Source organism: Microbacterium zouquanmingi, from assembly GCF_052266695.1.
Taxonomy (GTDB): domain Bacteria; phylum Actinomycetota; class Actinomycetes; order Actinomycetales; family Microbacteriaceae; genus Microbacterium.
This window is the reverse complement of the sequence record NZ_JBQPQZ010000001.1, coordinates 355981-372436: the sequence shown is the minus strand read 5'-3', so window position 1 is coordinate 372436 and position 16456 is coordinate 355981. Positions and strand designations below refer to the sequence as shown.

General features: G+C 65.5%; 14 protein-coding genes and 1 pseudogene. 6 read left to right on the top strand and 9 right to left on the bottom strand.

Features of this window, described 5'->3' with window-relative positions; genetic code table 11:
• Positions 1 to 15 precede the first annotated feature (15 nt).
• The gene (locus tag ACTU6U_RS01675) at positions 16 to 450 is read right to left on the bottom strand and encodes a VanZ family protein (protein WP_443467420.1); all 435 of its coding nucleotides are present in this window, start codon (positions 448 to 450) and stop codon (positions 16 to 18) included.
• Between the two features lie 351 nt (positions 451 to 801).
• Between ACTU6U_RS01675 and ACTU6U_RS01670 the strand changes: the two genes are divergently transcribed.
• A complete protein-coding gene (locus ACTU6U_RS01670; RefSeq protein ID WP_443467419.1) occupies positions 802 to 3228 on the top strand; it encodes a LuxR C-terminal-related transcriptional regulator in 2427 nt (808 codons plus the stop codon).
• A 17-nt stretch (positions 3229 to 3245) separates the two neighbouring features.
• On the opposite strand, the gene ACTU6U_RS01665 is transcribed toward ACTU6U_RS01670, so the two are convergent.
• Both ACTU6U_RS01665 and ACTU6U_RS01660 read right to left on the bottom strand, forming a co-directional pair.
• Positions 3246 to 4187: a Ppx/GppA phosphatase family protein gene (locus ACTU6U_RS01665; RefSeq protein WP_443467418.1), complete on the bottom strand. Its 942-nt coding sequence runs from the start codon at positions 4185 to 4187 to the stop codon at positions 3246 to 3248.
• Positions 4188 to 4257: 70 nt separating this feature from the next.
• On the bottom strand, positions 4258 to 4383 hold the full coding sequence (locus tag ACTU6U_RS01660; protein WP_443467417.1) for a hypothetical protein: 126 nt from the start codon (positions 4381 to 4383) through the stop codon (positions 4258 to 4260).
• Between the two features lie 69 nt (positions 4384 to 4452).
• Between ACTU6U_RS01660 and ACTU6U_RS01655 the strand changes: the two are divergent.
• A pseudogene (locus ACTU6U_RS01655) lies at positions 4453 to 5008 on the top strand (IS5 family transposase); the annotation flags it as partial.
• Positions 5009 to 5073: 65 nt separating this feature from the next.
• On the opposite strand, the gene ACTU6U_RS01650 reads toward ACTU6U_RS01655, so the two are convergent.
• Both ACTU6U_RS01650 and ACTU6U_RS01645 read right to left on the bottom strand, forming a co-directional pair.
• Positions 5074 to 6084: an FUSC family protein gene (locus tag ACTU6U_RS01650; RefSeq protein WP_443467416.1), complete on the bottom strand. Its 1011-nt coding sequence runs from the start codon at positions 6082 to 6084 to the stop codon at positions 5074 to 5076.
• Between the two features lie 190 nt (positions 6085 to 6274).
• Positions 6275 to 6727 carry a VanZ family protein gene (locus ACTU6U_RS01645; RefSeq protein WP_443467415.1) on the bottom strand — a complete coding sequence of 151 codons (453 nt, stop codon included), beginning with the start codon at positions 6725 to 6727 and terminating at the stop codon, positions 6275 to 6277.
• A gap of 89 nt (positions 6728 to 6816) precedes the next feature.
• On the opposite strand from ACTU6U_RS01645, the gene ACTU6U_RS01640 reads away from it, so the two are divergent.
• From ACTU6U_RS01640 to ACTU6U_RS01625, 4 genes are all read left to right on the top strand, one after another.
• A complete protein-coding gene (locus ACTU6U_RS01640) occupies positions 6817 to 8259 on the top strand; it encodes an HNH endonuclease signature motif containing protein (protein ID WP_443467414.1) in 1443 nt (480 codons plus the stop codon).
• Positions 8260 to 8299: 40 nt separating this feature from the next.
• Positions 8300 to 8914: a hypothetical protein gene (locus ACTU6U_RS01635; protein ID WP_443467413.1), complete on the top strand. Its 615-nt coding sequence runs from the start codon at positions 8300 to 8302 to the stop codon at positions 8912 to 8914.
• 140 nt (positions 8915 to 9054) lie between these two features.
• On the top strand, positions 9055 to 9765 hold the full coding sequence (locus ACTU6U_RS01630) for a fructose 1,6-bisphosphatase (protein ID WP_443467412.1): 711 nt from the start codon (positions 9055 to 9057) through the stop codon (positions 9763 to 9765).
• A 5-nt stretch (positions 9766 to 9770) separates the two neighbouring features.
• Complete coding sequence (locus tag ACTU6U_RS01625) at positions 9771 to 11240, top strand: glycosyltransferase family 2 protein (RefSeq protein WP_443467903.1); 1470 nt, start codon at positions 9771 to 9773, stop codon at positions 11238 to 11240.
• Here the strand turns inward: ACTU6U_RS01625 and ACTU6U_RS01620 are convergent, their stop codons facing one another.
• The 4 genes from ACTU6U_RS01620 to ACTU6U_RS01605 form a co-directional block, all read right to left on the bottom strand.
• On the bottom strand, positions 11241 to 12236 hold the full coding sequence (locus ACTU6U_RS01620) for a response regulator transcription factor (RefSeq protein WP_443467411.1): 996 nt from the start codon (positions 12234 to 12236) through the stop codon (positions 11241 to 11243).
• A 190-nt stretch (positions 12237 to 12426) separates the two neighbouring features.
• Positions 12427 to 13440: a glycoside hydrolase family 6 protein gene (locus ACTU6U_RS01615; protein ID WP_443467410.1), complete on the bottom strand. Its 1014-nt coding sequence runs from the start codon at positions 13438 to 13440 to the stop codon at positions 12427 to 12429.
• Positions 13427 to 14548 (bottom strand): hypothetical protein, encoded by a 1122-nt coding sequence (locus ACTU6U_RS01610; RefSeq protein ID WP_443467409.1) that lies wholly within the window; start codon positions 14546 to 14548, stop codon positions 13427 to 13429. The genes ACTU6U_RS01615 and ACTU6U_RS01610 overlap by 14 nt, the downstream gene beginning before the upstream one ends.
• On the bottom strand, positions 14545 to 16191 hold the full coding sequence (locus ACTU6U_RS01605) for a sensor histidine kinase (RefSeq protein WP_443467408.1): 1647 nt from the start codon (positions 16189 to 16191) through the stop codon (positions 14545 to 14547). Before ACTU6U_RS01605 ends, ACTU6U_RS01610 begins: the two co-directional genes overlap by 4 nt.
• Positions 16192 to 16456: the final 265 nt, after the last annotated feature.

The following is a 16456-nucleotide window of genomic DNA, read 5'->3' as shown; positions in this document are numbered from 1 at the left end:
GAACTCCGTCTGGGGTTACTTTTTCGCGGCCTTCGAGAGGGATCGGATGCCGCGGATCGCGAAGCATCCGATGACTGTCCCGAGGGTGTTCGCGATCACATCGGAGATCGTCGATACGCGCTCGGGAACCACCAACTGGACCAGCTCGATGAGCGCGCTCGTCGAGAAGCCCGCCAAGATCACCCACCACGCGTTCAGGCGTGGCCACGCGATCGCCACCAGCAGACCGAAGGGAACGAAGAGGACGATATTCGCCACGAACTCGAACACCGTATAGCTGGTCTGCAGGGGGACGCCCGACTGCTCCGACACGAACCGCGCGAACTCGAACACGATGCCGGTCGCGCCCGATGCGGCTTCGGCCGGTAACCAGACGATCAGCCCCAGCGCGACGACGTACGGGACGAGAAGGATACGTGCCGCGACGACGAGAGCGGGCGTGCGGGGCATGTACCGATCGTATGACCCGGCGCCTGCCGGGCTCAGCCTGGGGCGCCATGCTTCCTGCCCGCTAGGGTAGGGTCCGGTCGAGCGCTGGCGCTGGCGCCGGCGGCGCCGGTCTTGCCCCAAGCCGGCACTTCATGGCCACTTCCCGGTCGACCTCTTGACGAAGCCTCTTGATCGAGGCCAGACGTGGAGACAACGATGATCGAGGCACGTGAGCAGGGCGCGACGCCCGACGCGCCCTCGAGAGCGCCCCGACGGTCTTATCTCGTCCGCCAGCGTCTGCTTGACCACTTGGATCAACTAGGCCGGGTGGCGATCGTTCGAGGAGAGGGCGGCGCTGGCAAAACTCTTGCCGTGGCCTCGTGGGTCCAGCAACGACGTGACGACGTGCCGACGTTCTGGATAGCACTGGACGAGAACAGCGGCACGAACGACTCTTTCTGGCATCGTGTCGTCACATCGGTCGTGGCACAGCGTGGATCGACCGAACCTGATCAGCTGAACGCATTCCTCAGCGGCACCATCGATGTATCGATGGTGCCGGGCCTGCTCGTCGAGGCGCTGTTCGCCTTCGGAGAGCGAGTGCGAGTGGTGCTCGACGACCTGCACCTGCTCGCGGACAACGCCCAGACGAAGTTGATCTGGGTGCTCGAGCGAGCCCCCATGCTCGAACTGGTCGCAACCGCACGTTCCCGTACCCGGCTCGAGGATCCTCTCGTCGCCACCCGGCTCGACGTCGGCGCGATCGGTTCCGATGAACTCGCGTTCACCTTCGACGAGATCGCCGAGTTGGCACCCGAGGTGACGAGCCGTCTCCTCCCCGATGAACTGCACGTGCTGCACGATGTCACTCGCGGGCACGCCCTTGCGACGCGGCTGGCGCTCACGGCACTTCGTGACCGGAGCCCTGGCGCTAGCAGTGCGGAACGATCAGAGATCGTCAGCGCCGTCAGCGCGTTCGCAGCCCGGGAGCTGCTCCCGACGTTCGCCGACGTCGAGCACGAGCAGGTCGCCCGTCTCGTCGCGCTTTCGCCCGAGGTCGACGCGCCACTGGCCGCAGCCCTCAGCGGTCGTGACGACGCCTGGTCCCTGGTGCAAGATTTCGAGCGAGACGGGCTGGGCCGCTTCTACAGCAGAAGCGGTCGCCGCATCTTCGCCTTCCACTCACTCGTCGCCGCATCCCTGACACGCCAGCTGCTCACCGAACTTGACGACACCGAGATCCGCCGGGCACGCAGCGTCGCGGCATCCCGCCTCTCTGCGTGGGGCGACCCGGTCGACGTCATCCGGCTGCTCCTCGCCGCCGGGCGGGACGAGGACGTCTGGCCGTTCTTCACGGAGAACTTCTCGGAACTCAGCCAGCACCGCAATGCAGAAGTGATTCACCTGCTCGACACCGTGCCACTGGAGAGGCTGGAACAGCACGGCACTCTCGCGATCAGCCACGCCGTGATGCTCAGCGAGAGCGAAGCGCGTCCCTCCCGTCGACTCCAGCACCTGGTCGATATCGGCATCCGGCAGCTGAGCACTCGGGCTCCCGCCGCCAACCCCTCCGACCGACTTCTGGTCCTGATCGCGAGATTCGCCGGTCTTCGGGCCACGCGCCGATACGAAGAGGCCGCGATCGTCGGAGATGACATCGTCGACCACGTCGCCGCCATGGGGGCGGAACCTCGAGCACGGGTCGGATCGACTGTTCACGTCGGACTCCAGCAGGTTCTGATCACCAAGATGCTCGCCGGGCACATCGACACCGCGATCGCGGTCGGGTACATCCTCGACGAGGACCCGCACCCCGGTCGCACGCGCCACCGCCGGAGTCTTCTTGCATATGCGCATGCCGTCCGAGGCGAGATGCCGACCGCGGGGGAGCTTCTCGGCTCGATCTCTCCCGAGTACCTCGAAGCCTGGTCGCGCTCGCTCTACGGCGTCGGCTGGAACATCGCCAGCGCGATCGTGCACCTCGAGCGCGGAGACCCATCCGACGCACTGCAGGCCCTCGACCCGTTCGAGAACGGCGGCCTCGTCGTAGAACACTGGCCCACCATCCTCTGGGTTCGCGCTCTGATCCGCCTCACAACGGACGACGCTGCCGCCGGCCTCGACGAGCTCACCCTCGGGTTGCGCGATCATCATGGACGTCCGGCAAGCGCCATCCTCACCAGCAGGCTCCGCGCGATTCACGCGGACCTGGCGACCGCCACGGGAGACCTTCGCACCGCGCGGCGGGTGCTCGACGAGGCGCAGCCTCTGCCGGCCACGATCCTCGCTCGCGCACGACTTCATCTCGCCACCCAGCATCCAGAGCGCGCGATCGCCCTCCTGCCGGTGGAACGAAACGCCGATGCGGCACCGCCGCGCGAACTCGCGGAGCGATTGCTCGTCTCGGCGGTCGCGCACAAGAGGTTGGGCAACGCCGGCGGCGCCCGGGAGCTGGCGTACCGCGCAATCCACGTGCTTCAGCGATATCGCCTCGTCTCGCCGCTGGCTTTCATCCCCCGGTTCGAACTCGGCGAACTGCTGTCGGACGCGAATCGCGACGTGCTCGATGCTGCGCTGGGAGACCCGTTCGCTGCCCTGGCAACGCACGATCCGCTCACGCCCCGCGAGCGGATCGTGCTGACCGAGCTGCTGACCACAGAATCGATCCCGCAGATCGCCGCTCGACTCCATGTCTCACCGAACACCATCAAGTCGCAGCTGCGGACCCTTTATCGCAGACTCGGCGCATCAGACCGGTCGGATGCCGTGCGCCTCGCGCTGGAGCGCGGACTGATCTAACGCGACAGGGCGATCACTCAGATCCCCACGCCGCCCCACGTCATCGACTCGGTGTAGCGCAGCAGCACGCCCTCACGCAGCGCCCATGGCGAGACCTCGAGCTCGTCGATGTCGAGCATCTTCATCGCCGTGTGCAGGCAGACCGCGGCCGCGACGATCTGGAACGTGCGGTCGGGAGTGATGCCCGGCAGTTCCTGACGAGCGGATGCCGGAATACGAGCGAGCCGCGGAATCCACGACTTCAGCGCTGAGCGCGACATCACCGTGCGATCGAAGCCCAGCCCCGACACCTCGCGTCCGGCGAGGTTCGCCAGCGAGCGGATCGCCTTCGAGGATCCGACCAGGTGATCGGGGGAGGGAAGGGCATTGAGCTTCTCGGTCACCGGCGCGAGAACTTCGCGAGCATGCGCGCGCAGCAGCTCGACAGCATCCTCACCGGGTGGATCCTCCGGCAGGAACTGCACGGTCGTGCGCCCCGCGCCCAGGGGAACGGATGCCGCGACCTCCGGCACCTCATCGCCGCCGGCGGCGAACTCGAACGAGCCGCCGCCGATATCGAGCAGCAGAATGCGTCCGGCATCCCACCCGAACCAGCGCCGCACGGCGAGGAAGGTGAGCTCGGCCTCTTCGACCCCCGTGAGCACCTGCAGCGGCTGGCCGAGCGCCGCCTCGATGCGAGCGATGACCTCTTCGCCGTTCAGCGCAGCGCGCACCGCGCTGGTCGCCGTGGCCAGCAGCGTCTCAACGCGCTCGGCTTCGGCGATCTGCCGGGCGTGGGTGACGGCGGCTTCCAGTGCTCGCACGCCCTCCTCGCTGATTGCGCCCTCTGGGGTGAGAAATCGCATCAGGCGCACCACGCTGCGATCGCTCGTCGTCGCCAGCGGCCGCCCACCTGGGCGCGCATCGGCGGCGAGCAGGTGGACGGTGTTCGAGCCGATGTCGAGGATTCCCAGACGCACGGGACGAGACTACAGCGCGGTGGGGATCTCTTCGGCGTTGCGTGCATGCAACACGGCATCGATGAGCTCACTACGGCGACACCCGGGTTGACCCCGTGAACGTGTGGTCCGAGAGCGCGCCGAACAGCGGGTTCGAGATCAACTCGGCCAGCCCGCCGAGCGCGACGAGGTTGACCGCGGCGAGCAGATAGACCACGTCATCGCCGAAGAGCGCTCTAGGGCGTGTCTCCTATATGGGACGTGATTGATCGGCGAAGCTGGATGCGTGTCTTCAGTTGTGGGTTCTCGTGCGCGTCGGTTGAGTGATGCTCAATGGGCGGTGATCGGGCCTTTGCTGCCCTCGAATACAGGGCGACGTGGGCGACCTTTCGAGGACGATCGTCGTGTCGTGGACGGAATCGTCTATCGGTTCAGGACCTCAACTCCATGGCGGGATGTGCCTCGAGCTGAGTTCGGGCCGTGGCAGACGATCTGGAAGCGGCACCGCCGCTATGCCGGGGACGGGACCTGGGATCGGATCTTGCAGGCACTGCTCGCACGTGCGGACGCGGCGGGCTTGGGTGACTGGGATGTGTCCGTGGATGCGACGATCGCGCGTGCGCATCAGCACGCGACGAACACGACCCGCCCTGACCAGGACACAGGCGGCGGTATCGAATCACAAGAACCTGCCGATCGATGACGTCGAGCCTGCAGGCCACGGCATCGGCCGCTCGCGTGGTGGGCTGACGACGAAGATCCATCATGCCGTCGATGGCAACGGCCTCCCGTTAGCGATCGTCGTCACCGGTGGGCAACGCAACGACGGCGCAATGCTCATCACCTACCGTGCCGGAGCAGTCCTCCACGCTTGCCTCACCTGGGCCACGTTATTGGGAGACGCGCCCTAGCTGATCCGACGCTTCATCCGCATGCCGAGGTACATGTGCCCGACCGACATCACGATGATCGCGGCTGCGGCGCCGACGAGCGTGTAGAGGGCGCGCTCGCCGATTGCGAAGAGCAGATCGTGGGTGGTCCCCGTCGTCTGGAGCACCACGGCAGGGGTCAGCAGCATCGCGAAGATCCAGTAGGGCAGTTTGAGGTTCGCGTAGGCGGCGCCGAGCGTGAGCGCGAACGCGATGACCGTGATCACGGTGGGGAAGTCGTGCAATGCCGCCACGACGATCACGGCGATGAGGGCACCGGCGAAGGTCCCTCCCACGCGCTCGAGCATCCGCCTGGCGGAATCGGCGTAGTACGGCTGCACGACGACGAAGAACGTGAGGATGATCCACCACGACGCGGGATCGAGCCACTGCATGCAGACGTACGCCGCGACGCCGATGAGGATTCCGAGCGCCGCAGCGAAGTGCCGTGCGGTGTGACCGGGCACTGAGCGCGGAGTCTTCACCCCCACCGCTCGGATGACGAACGCACCCATCAGCGTCGTCCACAGCCCGCCGGCAGCGACATAGGCCATCGTGACGAGGCCCGAGACGAGCGAAGCATCCGCGGCTACAGTGTCACCCGGGAGAGCGACATGCAGGTTACCGATGAGCGCGTACGCCACCAGCGGTCCTGCGAACGCACCCATCAGGTGCCATCCGCGCGCCGCCGACAGCCCGGTGCCGACGCCGATCGCGGCCATGAAGAGCGCGCCGAGCAGTGGGTCATCGCGCAGCAGGAGGGCTGCGCCCATGAGTAGAGGAGTGAGAACGGATGCCGCGAGCGCCAGCCGCCGGTGAGTGAAGAGCCCCATCAGCGCGGGCAGCATTCCCAGATACCAGAGGCTGCTGTTCACATGCAGGGGAGAGGCGCTCAGCGCGATCATGGGCGCAACGACCAGCAGCGCCATGACGACGGTCATCGCGACTCCGGTCTTACGCGCTCTCGGTGGCGCCGACTTCGTTGCCATAGACCTCACGTTAGTGGACGACGGGGCTCGCAGATTAGAGTCGCGCCGATAGGGAAAGGAACGCGGTCCCTGAGCCTGTCGATCCCTGAGCCTGTCGATCCCTGAGCCTGTCGAAGGGTCCGAGCTCGCGGCCTCGGGCGCTTCGACAGGCTCAGCGACCGAAGCCTATCGGCGCCGCGAGCAGGGCGCTTTATGCTTGTGCGCGCACGGGCTGGCTGCGGGCGACCCTGGTCGGGAGGAAGAGCCTCACTACCAGGCATCCGATGATCGTCCCCAGTGCGTTCGCGATCACGTCCGACAGCGTCGGATAGCGACTGGGAAGCATCGTCTGCACGAGCTCGATAGCTGCGCTCGCCGAGAAGCCGAGCAGAATGATCCACCAGGTGTTCGTGCGCGGCCAGCCGGCGGTCAGCAGAATGCCGAACGGGACGAACAGCGCGATGTTCGCCAGGAACTCGAACAGCGTGTAGCTCGTCGACAGCGAGATGCCGGTGTACTCGGCGAAGACTCGCGCAGCGCGGAACGCGAGCCCCGTCACGCGAGAGGCAGCGGATGCTGGCAACCACACGATGAGCGCCAAACCGACGATGTACGGGACCAGTAGAACCCGGGCCGTGATCGAAAGCGCAGACGGTCGGGGCATGGAATCGAGTTTACGGGGGAGTGGATAAGAGTTATCCACATAAGTGGGAAACTTTGTCCGAATGTCGGTGGCCTCTGAGATGATTAAGTATGGCACTTTTCGATGATGTTGCGGCATTGATCCCCACCCTGCGCGGGTGCGGGGCCGACGTCGGAGATGCCGATTGCGCGCGGGCATCGATCGCGTCTATGTCAGATGCCGAGGTGCTGAACGTGCTCGCCGAAACAGCGGCGCTGGCCAAGCAGGTAGAACAGGTCCAGATGGCGGCCGCCGGAGTGATCGCGATGCGGTCTTCGCGCGAGCGTGGGCATTCGGGGCTGTCAGCAACGCAGGGGCATCGCTCGGCAGCATCATTGATTCAAGACGTGACCGGTTCGACGAAGGCCGAGGCGAACAGGGCCGCACGGGTCGGTGAAGCGCTGATCGATGGCGCGGCCGGTTCGGATGGCGCGGTCGGTTGGGATGGCGCGGCTGAGCGGGGGCCGTGGTTCCAGCCGCTGCGCGACGCGATGCGCGATGGGCAGATGACGTCGGCGCAGTTCGACGCGATTCGGCGCGGACTGGGGGAACCGCCCGAGGCCGGTGCGGGGAGCGGCGACGAGATGGGTGACAGGGCAGCGTGGGCGCAGGCCGCGCGGCAACTGGTCGGCGAGGCGGGACAGCGCACGGTCGAAGAATTGGCGCAGGCGGCGCGGACGATCCGTGACATGCTCGACCCGGAAGGCGCCGAAGCGCGGTTCCTCGCACGGTACGAGAACCGATCGTTCCGCATCTATCGCGGGCAAGACGGGCAGAAGCGCGCGTCGATAGCCTTCGACGACGAAGGCGAAGTGTTCGTCGAGACGATGATGGCGGCAGTCTTGCGTCCGCGCCGCGGAGGACCGCGATTCGTGGACCCCGACGAGAAGGCACGCGCCGCGTCACTCATCGACGATCCGCGCACGAACGACCAGCTCGCCTACGACCTGATCATTGACGTGCTGCGCACAGGAACTCTCGCCGACGCCGAGAGCGTGTTCGGCACGCGCCAAGCCGGCGTGCGCCTCGTGCAGGTGGTAGACGCCGACGGTGCCGGTGCGCCTGTCGTGCACACCGAAGACCACCTCATCTCGATGCCGGCGGCCGTGGCCGAACAGCACGTCTGCGACAGCGGAATCGTGTCGGTCACCCTCGATCCACACGGAAATCCACTCAATGTCGGCCGCGAACAGCGGCTCTTCACCCCACGACAGCGCATCGCCCTCGCCATCCGCGACGGCGGTTGCCGATGGCGAGGGTGCGACCGCCCCGCGTCCTACTGCGAAGCACATCACATCGATGAATGGGATCGCGACCACGGCAGAACCGACATCGATCGCGGCATTCTGCTCTGTCGATATCACCACATGACGCTGCACCAGGGCGGATGGAGGATCAGCCGCCGACAGCAAGACGACTTCGCGCTGCATCACCCCACCGGAGAATCATTCACGATGCGACCGCGCACCGCACTCAGCTATGCATGGGGCGGGATCGACCCGCCAGCGGCATAGGATTACCTCGAGCCATGCAGGGGCATGGTAGGGGAGAAGAATGCATACTCGAGGTATCCGGCGCGCCGTTGTGATCGTCGCTGCCGTGACAGCATCCGTTGCTATGGCTGGGTGCGGACCCGCGCCATGGACGCAGGAGCAGGCGGGCCCATCCCCGAAGCCGGAGGTCAGCGTCGCAGCGCCCGTGCCCAACGACCTCGCCAGTGGCAGCACTGCCCGCGAGCTTACGGCCGGCGCCGTCGTCGCGAGCGTCGACTACTGGTCGACGCTCGCGATGGATCGATGGACTCCCGGCGCCGTCAAGCCCATCAGCATCTCGTTGGTGACCACCGTGACCCCCGACGACGGCCAGAAGGTCTACCTGCAGAAGGCCACCATGGTCGCATTCGGCGCCAACGAAGACACGACGTTCGCACCTCTCGATCCGCAGGTCGACGCATCCAGTGTCAGCCCCGGGTACCTCGTGCTCGACCCGTACAGCTACTCGCAGACCTTCAACGTCGGCCCGGTCGACGACGCAGCGACCCACGTCACCGTGCAGTTCACCTACGACTTCCTGGTGCAGACGACCCCGACCTCCAACGAGTTCGCCAAGCAGACCGCGACCGACACACTGACCGTTGCCATCGCGCAGCCTGCGGCCGAATCCGAGTAGTCGCTCCAGGTACGCACAAGATCACCGCAAGATCCTCTTAAGTCCTCGCCAATACCCGCGAGGGCCCCGAAACCGCACTGTAGCGTGGTTGAAGGTCGTACAACAGGCCGTCCGCACGCAATTTCAGAATCGGTGTTCACATGACTTCCCGTCGCCTCCGCGGTGCCGCTCGCGCCGCCGCTGTCATCGCCCTCATCGGCGCCCTGTCCGTGACGACCGGATGCTCTCAGATCATCGACGCGTTCAATGGCGCACAGCAGGCCGAAGCCGTCGTGCCGACCCAGCAGCCCGATGCCAAGACACCGCCGGAAGAGCTGTCATTCGACTCGCAGTTCACCCGCGACGGCTCGGTCTCGCTCTCCAGCGACGTCGCCGAAGACCTCGAAGTGCGACTCGATGTCTGGGCCTTCGACCCCAAGCGCACCATGGAATGGACGCCGACCAACGAGAAGACCTTCGGCTTCTCGGTCAACGTCTACGACCACCGCGTCTCTGAGAAAGCTGTGCTCACCGAGAAGCGTCGCGTCTACATCTCGCAGATCTCGATCACGTCGCAGACCTCGCAGACCTCGAACCAGTCCTCGAGCCCGTTCCAGTTCAGTGCCGACCCTCGTACGCTCGTTCCCGTCGACACCCTGCGCTCTGACCGCGGATTGCTGCTGAACAGCTTCCAGGGCGGACTGCTCGTGCCGCAGACCACGATCCACCAGCTGCCGAACGACACCTACGGCATCACCCTCGACTTCGCCATCACCGTGTCGGTCGAAGGCTCGGCGAACGATGACACCACGTTCCAGCAGCAGATGATCTACCAGGTGCTGCCGATCGCGATCTACCCTGCGAGCGAGTGAGCGACATGTCGACACAGTTCAATCCGTCTCAACGATCCATAGAATCCTTCACCGAGAGCGAGTTCGGTGAGCTCGAGCACGTCACGGGCTTCGCCGACGACTTCGACGCCGTGCTCGAGAGCACCACGGTGCACCGCTCGACCATCGGCTGCGTGATCCCCGCATACAACGAAGAAGAGTCCATCGCCGGGGTGCTCACAACGCTGCTCGCACAGTCACGCGTGCCCGATGTCATTCATGTCGTGGTCAACAACACCACCGATCAGACGGTGCGCGTCGCATCCGAATTCGCCGGTCCGCACGAGATCATCACTGATCTCGGCGAGCAATTCACTGAAGTGTTCGTGCACGATATCGGCAAGAACCCCGACAAGAAGGTCGGCGCACTCAACTACGGCTACTCGCTCGTCGAAGGCTATGACTATCTGCTCGGCGTCGACGGCGACACTCTCGGCGACAAGCGCGCCGTCGAGTACCTCGAGACCGAAGCAGTCTCGGACTCCCGCATCGGCGGCATCTCGGCGATCTACTCGATCGACCCGGACCCGATCAAGGGCACCATCGCCAAATTCCTCATCGCAGGCCAGCGCACCCAGTTCGCCGCGTTCAACCTGCAGAACCTGCTGCGCGGGCGCAACATGGCTGTGCTCGGCGGACAGTTCTCGATCTTCTCGACGACGGCCCTGCGCGCGGTCATGAAGGCCAACCATCAGCGCACGCCCTGGGTGCGCGACAGCGAGGTCGAGGACTCCCTGCTGTCACTGCAGATCAAGAGCGCCGGATACCTGACCAAGATCAGCCCCTACGCGCGCGCCGACGTCGGCGGCATGACAACTCTGCGCGCCTACGACGCCCAGCAGGTCAAGTGGACCTTCGGGGCGATCGAACTCATGTGGCCTGGTCAGCGTGGCGACACCAAGGGGCAGCCGTTCCACCCCAACCTGCGTCTGCGCTGGTTCGAGAACTTCGGCATGCTCACCAACCTCTTCGTGCGCATCGCGTTCATCACCCTGCTGGCAGGGTCGCTCTCGATCAACGCGTTCGTGTTCTCGCCCTGGTGGCTGGTTCCCGTCGCAGTCGCCGTGCTGCTGAACCTGCGCATGGCCTTCAGCATCAAAGACCACAAGAACAGCGACATCCTCTTCGCCGGCCTGGTCTTTCCCGCCGAGATCTTCATGTGGATCAGGCTGAGTCACTTCTTGCGGTCGTGGTTCCGCTTTCTCTCACGCAAGAAGGTCGATAACTGGGCGATGCAGGCCAAGGCTGAAACGGGCAGCGGAAGCGGGCACTGGATGCCGTTCATCCTGCTGATCGTCGTCATTGCGGGACTCGCCGTCGTATGGATGCTGCTGGGCCCGGTCACCCAGTCGGCGATCCTGTGGATCGGCTGGCCCGTCGTGGGCGTGGTCACTGTGATTCAGACCGTGATGATGATGTTCAAGCTCCTGCGCCGGCACCAGGGGTACCAGGTTTAGCTAGGCGTTGATCTCGGAGGTCATCCGGTAGCCCACACCGCGGACGGTTTCGATGTACCGCGGTGTGGTAGCCGAATCGCCGAGCTTGCGGCGCAGGTTCGTCATGTGCGCTTCGATGGCGCGCTTGTCGGCTTCTCCGACGAAGTAGCTCGTCACGTACGACTCGCCGCGCAGCACGAGGGTGAGATCGGCCTTGCTGCGCACCCGGCGCTTGGACGACATCAGCGTGGACAGCAGGTCGAACTCGGTGCGGGTCAGCTCGAGCTCTTCGCCTCGGATCAGCACGATTCGGGCATCGGCGTTCAGCTGCAGGTCGCGATGCGCGTCCCACGTGCCTTCGGCCAGCTCAGCGGTGACCACACTCGTCGGGGCGAGTTCTTCGCCCTCTCGCTGCGGCTCTGCGGGTGCATCGACCGGACGCTCGGGGGTGAGCACGAATGTGGGGTGCGCGTCAGGCTGCGGCGCGACCTGCGGTGCGGTAGCGGCCGGCATGGCAGGTGCGGGGGCAGTGGGGGCGACGGGAGCCGCGCCCACGCCCCCCGGTGCGTTCGTGCGCGCGCCGGGGAAGGAGGGGCCGACCTCCTCTTGACGCGGCTGCGGAGCTGCCGAACCCAGACGAGGGCGGCGCAGCATCGCCTCGATGCGTGCACGCAGCTCCCGCGGACGGAACGGCTTGTTCAGGTACTCATCGGCACCAGCGCCGAGTCCGAGTACGACATCGGCCTCTTCATCGAGCGCCGTGAGCATGATGATGTAGGTGTCGCTCTGGGCCCGGATGCGGCGTGCCGCCTCGAACCCGTCGATGCCGGGCATATTCACATCGAGCGTGGTGATCAGCGGCTGGTAGTTGACGACGGCGCGCACTCCATCGATGCCGTTGCCGACGGAGACCGTGGAGAAACCCGCTGATTCCAGAACTTCAGCGAGCAGGTGGCGTACATCCGGGTCGTCTTCGACGATCACGGCGGTCTTCGGGCGGGGGGAGTCGTCCATCATCGGTGCAGTACGTCGCTTTCAACTTGAGCAGTGCGCGCGTGGTTAGTGCAGAGCGCGCGCGGGAGCTGAGAGACCTTCGGGGTGGTGGGGTCGCACAGGAGGTCGGGATCGCCACAAGACATGCTACAGGGGCTACATGTGAATCCTGCGCACGCGCCGTATAATTATGGCCGCCTTTTGCAGCCGCTCATCAAGGACGCGTCAGTTCGACTGCGCCCTCCGGCCACCAGACCCCGGGGGCTGGTCCTCCGTTGCACGGGCCATCGCTTTCACCGGGGGGTTTGACCCACAGATTCGTGTCGACGACGTCATCGCCGTAGGTACCACCGGCATCGCCGACACGCTGCCCGCGGGGGTTGCACCACTCGGATCCCGCCGTGCCGGCACCGTTGCGGGAAGTATCGATGATGGCGTGCAGGCCGCCGAGGTGCTCTGAGACCGCGTGCGCGTACTCGAACTCGTCATAGCTGGACTGGTAGTTGGAGACGTTGGTGGCAAACCCGCGGATGCGGTCGTTCGCGCCCACAGCGCTGATGAGGGATGCGGCCTCGGTAGGAGAGTGCCACCCGCTGTGCCCTCCGTCGAGGTAGATCCACGTAGCCGGAGCGTCCAGAGCCTCCACTGCTGCTTTCAGCTCGGTGACCCGATCGTCCAGATTGCCGCACTCCGTGGCCAAAGACAGGCTGTCCGGCTCGAGGATCACGATCTTCTTGAGATCAGGGGCCCCGCTGAGCGCCTTTCCGATCTCGCGCACCCACGAGCGGTAGTCCTCGGGCGAGAGCCCTCCGGCGGAGTGGTTGCCGCAGTCGCGCTCGGGGAGACCGTAGATCACGATCGCAAGTGCGGCATCCTGTTCCCTCGCCTGCGCCAGCAGCGACGCGGTCGCAGAGCCCGCCGTGCCAGGCGGATCTTGCTCGGGGGTGAGCCAGTACGCCGTCGGTTGGGCGGCCAAGTACTCCGTGGCAGCAATGGCGTCAGCGTCCATGCTCATCGACTCCAACGCCTGCCGAGCCTTCGACTGCTCTGCGGCGACCACGGCGGTCCCGACCCCCGGCGGCTGCGCTGTCGCGGAATGGAACCATTGCTGAACCGCCGTCACGGCGAACACCAGGGCGACGATGATCGCCACGAGGGCGACTGCGGCGATGAGGAGCCAGAACGTGCGCTTGCTCAGCCGCGGCCAGGTGCGTTTACGCCGTGCCATGGACGCGTTCCCATCTGTCGCCGCCCGCTGACTGGGCGGCCAGAACTGACGCATCCGCCATCGCGACGAGCACGCCGAAGTCGTACCCGACGGCCGAAACCGGGACCCACCCGATGCTCGCCGAGATGCGCACCGCGTACTGCGTGCCGATGTTCGTGCTGGACACGCGTTCGAGCAGCTCCGTCAGCAGCTCACGCACGCCGCCCTGCGGGCGAGGCACCAGAATCAGGAAGCGGGTCGGCGTCACTCGGTCGATGTCGGCATCGGCGGGGAACACATCATCGATGTGAATCGCGAACAGCTGTGCGACATCGTTGAAGGCCGCCGTGCTCGACGCGGTGCGGATCTCATCCGGGTCGTCAAGGCGGATATCCAGCAGCGACCACCATGGTTCTTGCGCCGCTTCGGCGCGGATGAGGCGGCGACGTGCGGAGGCCTCGAACATGGTCGTCGGTGCGATGGCCGTCTCGTCGGACTTGACGGTGAGCAGCAGCGTCGTCACCAGCGTGCAGACAGCGAACACGGCGATGCCGATGAAGTTGAGCGTACCGACGAACGTCGCGCTTGCGTCGACCCCGATGACGCCACAGGCAACAAGGATGCCGCTGGCGACATAGATCAGGGCGACGACGACGAGCAGGCTGGCCGCGGCGATGAGCGGGAACGCCTCATCGAGCAGTCGGGGGCCGAGCTTGGCGAGTTCCCACACGATCAGTGCAGCGAACACAGCGGTCGAGCAGAAGAGCACCCGGAATCCGATGCCGTACAGGCCGATGGCGGTCGACCCGAGCAGTATCAGGGTGATGACGACGATGAACGCCGACGAGAGCCACACGTAGGTGCGGGGCGTTCTCCGATACGCGCGCACGCCCGACCAGATCAATGCCATCGGAGCGATCGCCAGCGCGGCGGCCAGGTCCCGGAGCCACGAGGACATGAACAGCTCGTACGCCAGCCAGAAGTAAGAGGCGATCATCGTCGTCGCGAACGCTGCCGACCACAGCACTGTCGCACGGGATGGACGAGGGAGGAATCCGAGAGCGATCGAGACGATGGTGCACACGGTGGTGATGGCGATGACGGGCATCACCAGAGATGGGGTGATCAATCGGGCATCCGTTCATGAGGGCTGTTGAGCGGCGTGGGGAGAGTGAGCGTGACCGCGGTTCCCTGACCGAGGTCGCTGATGACTTCAAAACGGCCGCCCTGGGACTCGATGATCGCGCGCGAGATGCTGAGCCCGAGTCCTGTGCCGGGGATGCCGCTGGCGCGCGCAGCATCCGTGCGGAAATCCCGTTCGAAGATGCGGGGGATGTCCTCGGCAGCGATGCCGATGCCGTTGTCAATGACCTGCAACGCGACCTCGCCGAGCTCGGAGACATACGTGCGCACGGCGACCTTGCCGCTGTGCGGGGCGTACTTGATCGCGTTGCCGATGACGTTGTCGATCACCTGGCGGAGACGGAAGGCGTCGCCGCGGGCGATCAACGGCTCGTCGAGTTTGACGACGATGGTCGCCCCGGCGGCCTCGGCCGTCGGGGCGAATGCCTCCGTCGAGTCGCGCGCGAGGGCGGTGAGATCGAAGTCGTGGACGGGGTCGTCGTCGCGCGCCTGGGGTGCTTCCAGTACCTGGTCGATGAGCCGCTGCATCCGCTCGCCAGCGCGCTCGACGACTTCCAACTGTGCGCGCGCTGCCCCGGGAAGATCCTCGCGTTCGAGCACCAGATCCAGGTGGCCGAGCACGGCCGTCAGCGGATTGCGCAGCTCGTGCGAGATGCTGCGTCGTTTCGCATCGTCGATGGCGTACGGATCGATGCTTTCGGTCACGTCCTCGACGATCAGGAGCAGGCCGTCGTCGCCCTGTTCGGGGCCGAGCACTCTGGCCGTGGCCTTGACCGCGCGCCACGCTCCGTCGAAGCCGAACAGCCACACGATTTCGTTCTCGAACAGCTCGCCGCGTGCCGCGCGCATCATCGCGGTCTCATTCGGAGGAACCGACTCGCCGCGACGCGCACGGTATTCGACGACACGGCCGGGGTGGAACTGCGAGGTACTGACGACCGAGTAGATGCGGTGGAAGGCTTTATTTGACACTTCGACGAGTCCGTCCTCGGTCAATCGGGCCACGCCGATATCGAGGGAGTCGAGCAGACGCTTGTTCCTGGCCTTTTGCTCGTTGACGCGCAGCACCGAGCGGGCGAGCCTGCCGGCCTGGTCGCTGAGGAGCTGTCTGGTCGAACGGTTCCGCCTCACAGCGACCCGTGTGATGATCGCGACGATCCCCAGCGTCACGACCAGCATCACGGTGTTGATCGTGCGCTCGGGGGAGATCCCGTCCTCGATCAGGATGACGATCCGCAGCGCGCCGACAAGGAGGAGCACCGTCACCATGGCCGCGCTGGAGTAGTACGACGCGACCCAGGTGACGGGGATCACCCACAGGTAGGCCGCGACCGGAGTATCGCCGATCGTGATGAAGGCGATGGCGAAGACATTGAGTATCGGCAGGATGAGAACGCCGGATGCGTTGATCCGGTGCCACGGCACCGCGAGCGACCCCACGGTCAGCACGACGACGAGAATCATGCCGACGCTGAAGCACCAATCGCCGTATCGCATGGGCGTCAGCAGTGCCACGCCCAGGCCGATCATGACGACGCTGAGGGCGATGAGCAGCTGCCATTGCCAGATCGATCGGCACCGTGCGTCGCCGAAATATCCCCGATTCGACGGCATTGAGAAAGGTGTCACTGATGTTTCCTTCCCCTTTAAGCCACAGTGTATCGGCGACGATGCATCTCCTTGCGCCGTGCGCCGGTTATTCAGAGATCAACCGGCGACATCGAACTGCAGTCCGGCACGGTGAACGACTCCATCAGTATACCCCTAGGGGGTATTCAGGTAGACGGTGGATACCGCGTGCAGCACAGAGGAGAACCGATGAGTCAGCATCACCACGTAGAGCACGACCACTCGGCGCACACAGGTCATTCCGGTCACGCCGATCATGTCGGTC